The organism is Gordonia sp. 852002-51296_SCH5728562-b, from assembly GCF_001665475.1.
Classification (GTDB): domain Bacteria; phylum Actinomycetota; class Actinomycetes; order Mycobacteriales; family Mycobacteriaceae; genus Gordonia; species Gordonia sputi.
The window spans coordinates 132,348-143,135 of the sequence record NZ_LZMI01000043.1 but is presented as its reverse complement, the minus strand read 5'-3'; the positions used below and the strand labels follow the sequence as shown (position 1 = coordinate 143,135).

At 65.1% G+C, this 10,788-nt stretch carries 10 protein-coding genes; 4 read left to right on the top strand and 6 right to left on the bottom strand.

What is annotated here, in order from left to right; translation table 11 throughout:
- Positions 1-795 (top strand): HNH endonuclease signature motif containing protein (locus A5766_RS08415; protein WP_197501380.1); only part of this gene is annotated, 795 nt, incomplete at its 5' end.
- Positions 796-973: 178 nt separating this feature from the next.
- Here the strand turns inward: A5766_RS08415 and A5766_RS08410 are convergent.
- On the bottom strand, positions 974-1,915 hold the full coding sequence (locus A5766_RS08410; RefSeq protein WP_005202882.1) for a mechanosensitive ion channel family protein: 942 nt from the start codon (positions 1,913-1,915) through the stop codon (positions 974-976).
- Positions 1,916-1,960: 45 nt separating this feature from the next.
- Between A5766_RS08410 and A5766_RS08405 the strand changes: the two genes are divergently transcribed.
- Both A5766_RS08405 and A5766_RS08400 read left to right on the top strand, forming a co-directional pair.
- On the top strand, positions 1,961-2,995 hold the full coding sequence (locus tag A5766_RS08405) for a nucleoside hydrolase (RefSeq protein WP_005202881.1): 1,035 nt from the start codon (positions 1,961-1,963) through the stop codon (positions 2,993-2,995).
- 10 nt (positions 2,996-3,005) lie between these two features.
- Positions 3,006-3,956 (top strand): LLM class F420-dependent oxidoreductase, encoded by a 951-nt coding sequence (locus tag A5766_RS08400; protein ID WP_064904239.1) that lies wholly within the window; start codon positions 3,006-3,008, stop codon positions 3,954-3,956.
- A 68-nt stretch (positions 3,957-4,024) separates the two neighbouring features.
- Here A5766_RS08400 and A5766_RS08395 read toward each other — a convergent pair whose 3' ends face one another.
- Together A5766_RS08395 and A5766_RS08390 are read right to left on the bottom strand one after the other, a co-directional pair.
- Positions 4,025-4,903 (bottom strand): siderophore-interacting protein, encoded by an 879-nt coding sequence (locus tag A5766_RS08395; RefSeq protein WP_005202879.1) that lies wholly within the window; start codon positions 4,901-4,903, stop codon positions 4,025-4,027.
- Between the two features lie 11 nt (positions 4,904-4,914).
- Positions 4,915-6,249, bottom strand: coding sequence for a lysine N(6)-hydroxylase/L-ornithine N(5)-oxygenase family protein (locus A5766_RS08390; protein ID WP_005202878.1), 1,335 nt, complete (start codon positions 6,247-6,249; stop codon positions 4,915-4,917).
- A gap of 176 nt (positions 6,250-6,425) precedes the next feature.
- On the opposite strand from A5766_RS08390, the gene A5766_RS08385 reads away from it, so the two are divergent.
- Positions 6,426-7,670, top strand: a complete 1,245-nt coding sequence (locus A5766_RS08385; protein WP_005202877.1) for an isochorismate synthase — start codon at positions 6,426-6,428, stop codon at positions 7,668-7,670.
- On the opposite strand, the gene A5766_RS08380 is transcribed toward A5766_RS08385, so the two are convergent.
- Genes A5766_RS08380 through A5766_RS08370 form a run of 3 tightly spaced genes read right to left on the bottom strand, consistent with a single transcriptional unit; the run spans position 7,629 to position 10,715 of the window.
- The gene (locus A5766_RS08380; protein WP_064904224.1) at positions 7,629-8,897 is read right to left on the bottom strand and encodes a cation:proton antiporter; all 1,269 of its coding nucleotides are present in this window, start codon (positions 8,895-8,897) and stop codon (positions 7,629-7,631) included. The genes A5766_RS08385 and A5766_RS08380 overlap by 42 nt on opposite strands.
- 16 nt (positions 8,898-8,913) lie before the next feature.
- A complete protein-coding gene (locus A5766_RS08375) occupies positions 8,914-10,443 on the bottom strand; it encodes a tryptophan 7-halogenase (RefSeq protein WP_005202874.1) in 1,530 nt (509 codons plus the stop codon).
- Positions 10,440-10,715 (bottom strand): phosphopantetheine-binding protein, encoded by a 276-nt coding sequence (locus A5766_RS08370; protein ID WP_005202871.1) that lies wholly within the window; start codon positions 10,713-10,715, stop codon positions 10,440-10,442. Before A5766_RS08370 ends, A5766_RS08375 begins: the two co-directional genes overlap by 4 nt.
- Positions 10,716-10,788: the final 73 nt, after the last annotated feature.

Genomic DNA, 10,788 nt, shown 5'->3' with positions numbered 1-10,788 from the left:
TGTCGGTCGAAGCGGATCGCCACGCTGGGGCAACGGTTGGCCTCGTTCGCCTCACCCGGCGGCAAAATGTGTTCCGCACCGGGCTGTAACCAACCCGCCTCACGGGTGCAGATGCATCACGCCGCGAAAGACTGGGCCGACGGCGGCTTGACCGACATCGACCAGTTGGTGCCGGCGTGTGATGTGCACAATCGGCGGGTCGGCAAAAAGCCTGGGCAGTTCACCACCCGCATGATCACCGACGGACCCGATACGGGCCGTGTTGCGTGGCGACTCAACGCCAAACCGGGCATGCCCGAGAATCCCGAACGCATCAACCGCATCGCCGACGTCAAAGCCGACTTCCACGACTACCTCACCGCCGAACACATCAGCAACGAAGCCGCAGCCGCAGCACGCGCGGCCGCTGCCGGGATCGGGACCGCAAAGGACACAGCCGATACCGAGACCGTCGCCGACACAGCCGACACTGAGATCTGCGCGCGGGGCTCGGGTACAGCCGACGCGAAGATCGTGGCGGATGCGGTGGGTGCCTGGATGGTGTCGCCGCCCTCGATGGCAGACCCGCCCAGCGGGCGCGTCGAGCTCGCACTCGTGGGCGCGATGCCCTCCGGCGATACACCGCGCCTCAGCAGGCGGGTCGACATCCAATGGAACCTCACTGATCCACCCGACCCCGACCCGTCCACAGACCCGGACGCACCAACAGGCCCGGCCCCACCAGCTAGCCCCTGGTGGCTCGACGACGTCGACCCACCAGGAGGAGTCGACCCACCGCTGGCCGACGCCGCCTGACCAACGGTCACCCGACCACCGCGCCAACCCGGCCGACACGCTAGCCCAACTAGCCGGGCGAGCCGTCGAATCAGGTTGTGCCGCAACCCGTCCACACCCCGCCACCACACCCCGGTGGCGGGGCAGACGTGGTCGCTCGATCGGTCGCCCAGCCTCGAGTGCCAAGCCCCTGCTGCCGCTAGTTCGGTGACGCGGTGAGCAATTGGCCCCGCGGATACGGCAATTCGATTCCATGCTCGTCGTAGGCCCGCAGGATCTCGCGGCGCAGTGTCCGCTGAACTTTCCACTGCGAGTTGGGCTTTGTGGTGACCGTCATTCGCAGGATCAGTTGATCGGCAGAGAGTTCCTGCACGCCGAGCATGTCGGGTTCGCCGGTCACATGCTCGGAGAGCGCATCCGACTCCACTGCGGCGTGCGCAGCGGTGAGTGCCACTTCCTGTGCCCTGTCGACATCCGCGGTGAGCGCGACAGGCAGTTCGACGCGGGCAACCGCATACTCCTGGCTCATGTTGCCGACGCGCGCAATCTCCCCGTTGCGCACAAACCAGAGCGTGCCGTCGACGTCGCGCACCGTGGTGATCCGAAGACCGACCGATTCGACCTCCCCCACGGCCTCGCCGAGATCGACAACGTCACCGACCCCGTACTGATCCTCGAGCAGCATGAAAATCCCCGTCACGAAGTCGCGCACGAGATTCTGAGCGCCGAATCCAATGGCGAGGCCGATCACACCTGCGGAGGCGATGAACGGCGCGATATTCACACCCAGAACGGACAGTATCGCCAGCGCCGCCCAGGTGAGAAGCACGATCGACACAACCGACTTCAACACCGAACCGATGGTGCGGGCCCGTTGCGAGCGTCGCTGGTTGATCACTGCCCTGCTGGCTCCAGAAGGTGCGCGGTCACGCAGGTGGCGCAGCAGCAGCGGCGTCGAACCCTTCCCTCCGCGTTCGGCCCTCTCCCCTGGTGGACGCCGTGTGACGCGGTCGATGAGCCGGTTACATACGAACCGCACCACCAGCGCAACGATCACGTACCCCACGATCCTGATCGGGTTCTCGATCAGCCATTCCCGATTTGTCTCCGTCCATTCGAAAGCCGTTGTGTACGTTGCCATGAACCCGACCGTACGTATCCGTCGTGAATCCATCAGAATTGTGTCGTGACCCAGCGACTGTTCTTCGACTGCGACACCGGTATCGACGATTCGGTCGCACTGCTGTACCTACTTGCCCGCACCGATGTCGACATCGTGGGGATCGCGAGTACCGCGGGCAACGTCCCGGTCGACGTGGTCGCCGCCAACAACCTGGCCTGGTTGTCGCTGTGCGAGCGAGGCGAGATTCCGGTACATCGCGGACCCGACGGTCCGCTCGTCGCACCACTGATGACCACCGAGGACACACACGGACCGCTGGGCGTCGGATACGCAGAGTTGCCCACATCCGATCTCGTCGTCGCCGACACGGACGCAGCAGACGCCTGGCTCGACGCCGCTCAGGCACACGACGGAGAATTGGTCGGGCTGGTCACCGGACCACTCACGTCGCTTGCCACCGCGATACGACGCGACCCGAGCCTGCCACGACGACTGCGTCGGCTGGTCATCATGGGTGGCGCGTTTCATGTCCACGGCAACACCACGCCTGTCGCCGAGTGGAACATCGCCGTCGACCCGGAGGCCGCCGCCGAGGTCTTCGCCGCGTTCGGCGTCGACGGTGCGCCCGCCCCGATCGTCTGTCCTCTCGATCTCACCGAGACCGTCGCACTTCTCCCCGATCATCTGGTTCGCCTCGCGGCCGCGGCAGGCAGCAGTCCCGTCGAGTATCTCGATCCGACAGACGAAGCCGGCATCCGATCGGTTGCCGACAATGCGGTCGTGCGTCACCTCGTCGACGCGATGCGTTTCTACCTGGAGTTCCACGAAGCCCACGACGAGGGCTACCTCGCTCATCTGCACGATCCGTTCGCCGCTATGGTCGCGCTCGACCCCGCGATCGCCGACACTGTGCCCGCCCAGGTCGGTGTCGAGCTCACCGGAGCCCTGACCCGCGGGATGACCGTTGCCGACGAGCGCGGCATGTGGGGCGGAACCCCGAATGCGCGAATCGCAACAGCAACCGACGTCGATGCCGTGTTCGATCACCTCATCGAGACGATCGCCTCGCTCGCCCGCCAGGTCGGTGGTTCGGCGTAGCGTCGACGAGGTGACGACACTCGGCTACCAGATCCCGAACTTCACCTACCCCGACACTGCACCCGACCAGCTCTTCCCCACCATCGTCGCGCAGGCCCTCGAAGCGGAGAACTCAGGCTTCGACACCGTCCTCGTGATGGACCACTTCTACCAACTGCCCATCCTCGGCGCCCCGGACGAGCCGATGATCGAGTGCTACACACTGCTCTCGGCACTCGCCCAGCACACCTCGCGGGTGCGTCTGTCCTCGCTGGTCACCGGCAACACCTACCGGAACCCGACGCTGCTGGCGAAAAGCGTCACCGCGGTCGACGTCGTATCGGGTGGTCGTGCTCAACTCGGGATCGGAGCCGGGTGGTTCGAGTTCGAGCATCAGTCGCTGGGCTTCGAATTCGGTACCTTCACCGATCGATTCGAGAAGCTCGAAGAAGCACTGCAGATCATCCTGCCGATGTTGCGCGGCGAGCGGCCCTCACTCGACGGCAAGTGGTATCAGGTCGAAGAGGCAATCAATTCCCCTGCGCCACTTGGCCGTATCCCGGTGATGATCGGTGGCGGTGGCGAGAAGAAGACGTTGCGGATGGTCGCTCAGTACGCCGACGAGTCCAACCTCATCGCCGCGCCGGAGGATCTCCCGAGAAAGCTCGACGTTCTTGCCGCTCACTGCGAACGGCTTGGTCGCGATCGGTCGGAGATCACGGTGACCACGCAGACCTCGGCCTGCATTGCGCCCACAGAGGAGCAGGCCACCGCTGAATTCGAGGCGTATCTCGCACGCAATCCGGCGGCAGAGGTACGTCGAGCATCGACAATCGTCGGTAGTCCCGAACAGGTTGCAGAGCGCTACTCGACACTCCTGGAGAGCGGAATCGACGGCGTGACGGTCAACTCTCCCGCCAACGGACACGTCCCCGGCCGCGTGACACTCCTCGGCCAGACCCTGGCGCCCCTCATCGGTTGATCGGAGGGTCCGGACGAACCCCTCTCGCCCGAGCGGGGTTTACTCCCGTGCCTCGTACCCCGCTGCAGCTACTCCGACGCCTCGTCGTCCTCGACGTGGTGGTCGAGGTTGACGGTTCCGGTGCGCCAGTATCCGTCGACCTTGACGCAGTCCTTGGGCCGACCGAGCTCGCGGCGCAGATGACGTCGAATCGGCTTGAGCGACAACGCTTCACCCGCGAACCAGCTGTAGAAGTTGCCTTCGGGGAGGTCCAATTCCTCCACCGCGCGCAGGAGGTTCGTGCCCCTGCCCGACTGATCTGCGCCACGATGGACGAAGCGCACCCGGGCGTTCGGCCGTTGCGGAAGGTCGATCTCCGTCTCGGATCCGGTGACCTCGGCGAAGGCGATGACCGGCTTGTCGTCGGGTAGTTCTTCCAACCAGCGTGCGAGAGCAGGTAGCGCCGTGTCGTCGGCACCGAGCAGGTACCAGTCGTAGCCGGTCGGGTAAATGTGGGAGCCGCGCGGACCCAGCATTCCGAGTCGATCGCCCGCAACCGCGGTTCCCGCCCATTTTCCGGCGACACCGTGATCGTGCAGCACGAAATCGATGTCGAGTACGCCGCTCTCACGGTCGAAGGCCCGAATGGTGTAGTCACGGTAGATCGGGAACTTACCCTCGGTGGGCAGTCGCATACCCTCGGCGCCGACGCCCGGCATGACTATCTCGCCGCTCTCCGGATCCGGGAAGAACAGTTTGATGTGGTCGTCGGGTGCCATGTGCACCACGATGAAGCTCTCGGGTGCGCTGATGGAGAACCGCACTCGACGCATGTCCGGACTCGAGTCGATGGTTTCGACCACCTCGACCGTACGTGGCAGCAGGTCGTACATGGTCAACTTGATCTCGGTCGGATGGGGACTCAAATCCTGCCCCTGCGCGGCGTCGATGCCGGTCACGTTGCTCACCTCTCGAAAACTCAAGCGCCAGAAGCGCTATGGCCAACGGGTACGGCCGTCGGGAGCGGTTGGTTCGATCCGCGACCCACGACGGCGTCGAGGATCTCCCCCGATCGGATGGCCACATTCGACAGTAGCGTCGACGTGAGCCCGTGTGTGTGTTCTGAGTTGCCCTGTACGAAGATCTGCCCGGTGATCTCCGGGGAGGTCTGCAGCCGGTACGCGCGGTCGAGTACGGGTCGGCCGTGTTGATCGGCCGCACAGTGCGCAGCCAGATCGCCGAGCATGTCCGCGACAGGCGTCGGCTCGAATCCGGTCGCGAACACGACGGCGTCGCAGTCGAGGTCGATGACCTCACCCGTCGTGCGGTGCGCGATGCGCAGCCGTGCGACGTCGTCGGTCTCGTCGAGGTCAGTGACCTCGGTCGCGCCGTGTACAAAGAGGCGGCGATTGCCCGATACGCGCTCGGTGTACTCGCGTCCGTACAGGTCCTGGATCAGGACCGGATCGACCGCCGAGTAGTTCGTGCTGCGGTGGTACTGGAGCAGACGGTCGCGCCACGCCGGCTCAGCCGTGAAGTACTCGTCGACGGCCTCGGCGTCGAAGATGCGATTGGCATAGGGACTGTCGTCGGCCGGCGTGTAGCCGTACTTGGAGAAAACGGCGTGCACTTCGGCGCCGGTCGTTTCGTGCAGAAAGGCAGCAACCTCCGCGGCACTCTGACCCGCGCCGATCACGGCGAACCTGCGGTGCGTCAGGGGCGGGAGCTTGGCCAGGTTGGGAAGCACGTGATGGTTGTGAAATACCCGCGGGCCTGCGACGACACCTGCGGGCAGCTTCGCCCGCAACCCTCCGCCGAGGACCAGGTTTCGCGCCCGCACGCTCTCGCCCGACGTCGAGGCGATGTCGAACGCGCCGTCGGCGAACGTGACCGAGCTGATCTCCGAGCCGTAGTCGACCGGTACCGACACGCGTTCCGCCGCCCACCGGAGGTAGTCGTGGAATTCGACGCGCAGTGGGAAGAAATCCTGACGATTGATGAAGTGGCCCAGACGATCGTGCTCGTTGAGGTAGCTCAGAAACGAGTACGAACTCGACGTATTACGTTGCGTCACCAAATCTTTGAGAAACGACACCTGCATCGTCGCTCCGGGCAGGAGCATGCCGGGATGCCACCCGAACTGGGACTTCCTCTCGAAGAACCGGGCCTGGATGCCACCATCGCGTGCCGTGCCGTTGTCGTTGCGTACCGCGCACTTGTCGTTGTACTCCTCGACCGCGATGGCCAAAGCCAGGTTCGACGGTCCGAATCCGATGCCAGCGATATCGAGTTCGGAGTTCCGCTCACTACACACGCGCCACTCCCTAGATCGTCGTGATTTCCGTGGGCCAATGCCGCACGCAATGCTAGGTGAGTCTAACCTAATCATCAGCTTGCGTTCATGTACCCCCCGCGACGCGAAACCTCGCACACATCAGCAGGCATCAGCACACACCGAGTCCGCATCGAACGAGGAGGACGACCGGCACCATGACACTTTCGACCTCGCCAGGGCCCGTGGACGGTTCCGACGCGCATTCGGCGCTCATCGACGAATCAACCGCCGCCGCAGACCATTTCGAGGTCTACGGACTCGACTATCACTGTTCTGCCAGCGGTGCTGTGGCTTCGTTCGACGATCCCTCGCGCGCAGCCGAGTCACTCGCACGGGGCGAGCACTCAGCGATCGTCGGTGCTCTCGCATTCAACACAGACGCACCGAGCGCGCTGACCGCCCCCGCACACATCCGCTTCGACGTGCCGCCGAACTCCTGGCCCGCACCAAGGCCAGCCACGGCAGCGGGCCCGATCACTGAAGCCCGCGTGGTCGCGGCGGAACCGCTCCGCGAAGAACACCGTGCCAGGGTCGCAGCAGCGGTCACAGTGCTCGCCGACTCGACCACTCCGCTGGCCAAGGTGGTGCTCGCACGAAAGCTGTTGTTGCACACCACGCCAAGGTTGACACCGGAGGTGTTCCTGGCCGCCCTCGCCGCACAGAACCCGCATTCGGGACTCTTCCGCACAGAGCTCACTCCCGCGGGAGACGCCTACCGAGGCCGACATCTCGTGGGCGCGAGTCCCGAGGTACTCGTACGACGACGCGGACGTCAGGTGAGCGCTCACCCGCTCGCCGGTTCCACGCCACGGCATCACGACCCCAGCGTCGACGCCGAGCGCGCCGCGACGCTGAACTCATCGGCGAAGGATCTCGACGAGCACCGTTTCGTTATCGATGCTCTGCGCAGCGCGCTCGCACCGCTGTGCACCCGACTCGACGTACCCGATGCGCCAAGCATCGTGGGCACGTCGTCGATGTGGCACCTGGGGACGCCGATCGTCGGCGAGCTCGCCGACCCGTCGACAACGGCTCTCGACCTCGCGATCGCCGTGCATCCCACACCTGCGGTGTGCGGAACTCCCACCGGCGCAGCCAGGGAGTACATCCTCGCGACGGAGGGCGACCGCGGTTTCTACGGCGGCGCAGTCGGCTGGTGCGTCGGAAGTCTCTCTCCTGACGACCGCCCGGGAGTACTGCGCGGGCCCGACGGCCTGACCCCCGGGGACGGCGAGTGGCTCGTGGCTATCCGATGCGGCGAAATCGACTCGCGCACAGGAGCTCTGGCGACCTGGGCGGGTGGCGGGATCGTTGCCGACTCCGATCCCGACGCGGAAGTGGCGGAGACCACGGCCAAGCTACGTACCGTGCTGCGCGCTCTCGGCACCGACGAGGTCTGACCTGCCGGCGTCCGGGCGGCATCGTCGTGCTGCGGCCGCGACCATCGGTCCGGCCATCACCGACGTGACCACCGCCATGACGACGACGATCATGTAGGTCTCCTCGCTGAAGATTCCGAGACTCAATCCTGTTGTTGCGATGATGATCTCGACGACCCCGCGAGCGTTGAGTCCGCTTCCGACCGCCATCGACTCCCACCGGGACAATCGCGCGAGGCGAGCCCCGAGGTAGCCGCCAAGCAGCTTGGCGACGACGGCGACGGCGATCACGCCGACCGCCACTCCGGCTACACCCGGAGAAGCGAGAGCCCTCAGGTCGACGTGTAGGCCGGCCGAGGCGAGGAACACCGGCGCAAGCACAGCCGTGGTGACCAAGCGGAGCGGCGCCACGACGCGCTCGGGACGTCGACCACAGGCGATCCCGGCGAGCAGTGCGCCGAGAACAGCCTCGAGATGCATCGCGTCGGTCGCCGCGGCACCGGCGACCATCGTGATCACCATCACCGCTGCCGACTGCGCATCGTGGCCACCGGATTCCAAGCGGGTCAGCAGACGTCCGATCACCGGTCGCGCGACAAGCGCCACGGCAATCGAACCGATCATCGCCACCAGCGTCAACGGCAGGTGCCAGCCGCGCAACCCCACGGTGACCATGGCTGACACCGCCGCGAGCGCCACCCAGGCGGCAAGGTCGGTGAGAGTGCCCGCCGACAGGATGAGCCGACCGAGCCTCGTCCGCAGCAGGTCCAGATCTCCGAGGATCCGGGCGATCACGGGAATCGCACTGACCGACATCGCGACACCGAGCAGAACCGCGAATTCTGTTGTGCTCGTGCCGTCACCCGTGTTCGTACCGTCGCCGAGATATCGGGCAGGCAGCACCAGTCCGAGTCCGATGCCTGCGACGAGCGGAATCACGAAGGAGACACCGCTGATGACGCCGATCTTGCGCGCGTTCCCGCGCAGGAACGGACCGTCGAGTTCCGTCGCTGCGAGTCCGACGAGCAACACCACGGCGAGCGTGCCGACCGCGGATATCGCCGTGGTCGGCGTGCCGTCTGCGTTGACGACCACTCCCGTGACGTGCGGTGCCACCATGCCGAGGACCGACGGACCGAGCAGCACGCCCGCGACCAATTCGCCTGCCATCGAGGGGAATCCGAGTCGACGCGCGATCGCTCCGCACACGAGTGCCGTTCCGAGAAGCAGCGCCAACGCTGTCAGCATGGCGGGCGTTGGCCGATCAGACGGTAGCCGGGGCGGGTTCGGCCCAGCTCAGGCCGTCGGCCGATGGAACAAGCCCACCGTCGAGTAGTGGCGGTTCGGTCCCGTCGGTACCGACTGCCCCGCGTGCCTGGAACGCGTTCATCTCCTCCATGACGTCACGCACGACCTGCGTACCGAAGAGATGCCCCATCCGCTGGCCGGAGTCGGTGTCCATGCCGCCGGTTCGCTCGGCAGCCTCGGTGAGAGCTGCCGTCGATGCCGAGAACCGCTCGATGATCTGTTCCGGGTCGGTGAGGGCCTGTTCGCCGGAGTAGGCGCCCGCGACCAGCGACACGAATGCGGTCATGTCGTTGCGGTCGAAATTGGTGACCTTGCGCGCCTTCCAGAAGTACGAGTCCTCGGACTGTTCCATGTCATAGAAGGCCGACAAGAACTCATAGAAGACCGCGTACTCGCGACGGTACCGACCCTCGAACTCGGTGAACGCCCGCTCCTCGGTCATCGCACCTGCCAGCACACTGTTGATCGACCGCGCCGCCAGCACACCCGAGTAGGTCGCGAGATGAACTCCGGTGGAGAACACCGGATCGATGAAGCACGCGGCATCGCCGACGAGCACCATGCCGTTGCCCCAGAAGCGGGTATTGGCATACGAATAGTCCTTGCGGATTCGGATCTCACCGTAGGTGCCCTCGGTGACGCGTGTGGCGTCGGACAGCATGTCCTTCACGATTTCGCAGCGATCGACGTAGTGCAGCAGCGTCTCTTCCTGCGCGTTGAGCACGTGCTCGGCCTTGTCGCGCGAGATCACGGCTCCGACGCTGGTCAGCGTGTCCGACAGCGGGATGTACCACATCCATCCCTCGTCGAACGCTGCGCACAGGATGTTGCCGCTGTCCGGCGCGGGGAAGCGCTTGCCGTTCTCGAAGTATCCGAACACCGCGACGTTCTGGAAGAAGTCGGAGTAAATCCGTTCTCCACCTGCATGTTTCGACAATCGCGTCGTGTTACCCGACGCATCGACGACGAACTTCGCGTCGATCCGGTGCTCGACCCGCTCGGCGTCGACGTACCGGACACCCGTGACGCGGCCGGTCTCGTCGGTGATGGTCCCGTTGACCCTGCTGCGCTGCCGCACGTCGACTCCCTGCTCCGCGGCGTTCTCGAGCAGAATCTGGTCGAATTTCATGCGCTCGACCTGGTACGCGTATGACCCCTCACCCGCGAACTCCGGCGAGATGGCAAACAGGAAGTTCCACGGCACCGGATTCTTGCCCCAGCGGAAGCTGCCGCCACGTTTGTGCATGAATCCCGCGTTCTTGATCTTCTCGTCGACGCCGAGTAGTCGGCATACGCCGTGAATCGTTGAGGGAAGCAGTGATTCGCCGATCTGGTACCGGGGAAACGACTCCTTCTCCAACTGCACCACGCGGTGGCCGCTGCGAGCCAGCAGTGTCGCGACCGTCGACCCTCCCGGTCCGCCGCCGACCACGACGACGTCGGCTGTCTCACTGATCAGTCGCCCGCTACGGGTGGCGTCGCTCATCGGAGCCCTCCCTCGTTGGCGCCGGAAACGCTCTCCGCGGTGAGCTCACGAACCCAGGAGCCGACGACCGGATCGGCGGCCATACTCACCAGATCAGCCCTGTGGGCACCTGCGGCACGCCAACGCTCGATCAGTGACATCAGCCGAACCGAGTCCAGACCGACGTCGAGAACGTTTGTGTCATCGGTGATTTCGCTCTCGTCCACACCCAGGATGCCGGCAATGTCGGCGATGATTCGTTCTCGGGTGAGTACCGTATTCGTTGTGGCCATGCCGTCCTCTCTGATGACGTGCAGTGAATCGCGAGCATCGAGGCTCGTTCTCTGGTAAGCATAGGCTTACCAA

Coding starts and splice junctions, on each gene's coding strand:
- A5766_RS08410 (WP_005202882.1), bottom strand. CDS start 1,915: ATGGCAACGTACACAACGGCTTTCGAATGGACGGAGACAAATCGGGAA.
- A5766_RS08385 (WP_005202877.1), top strand. CDS start 6,426: ATGACACTTTCGACCTCGCCAGGGCCCGTGGACGGTTCCGACGCGCAT.
- A5766_RS08380 (WP_064904224.1), bottom strand. CDS start 8,897: ATGCTGACAGCGTTGGCGCTGCTTCTCGGAACGGCACTCGTGTGCGGA.
- A5766_RS08375 (WP_005202874.1), bottom strand. CDS start 10,443: ATGAGCGACGCCACCCGTAGCGGGCGACTGATCAGTGAGACAGCCGAC.
- A5766_RS08370 (WP_005202871.1), bottom strand. CDS start 10,715: ATGGCCACAACGAATACGGTACTCACCCGAGAACGAATCATCGCCGAC.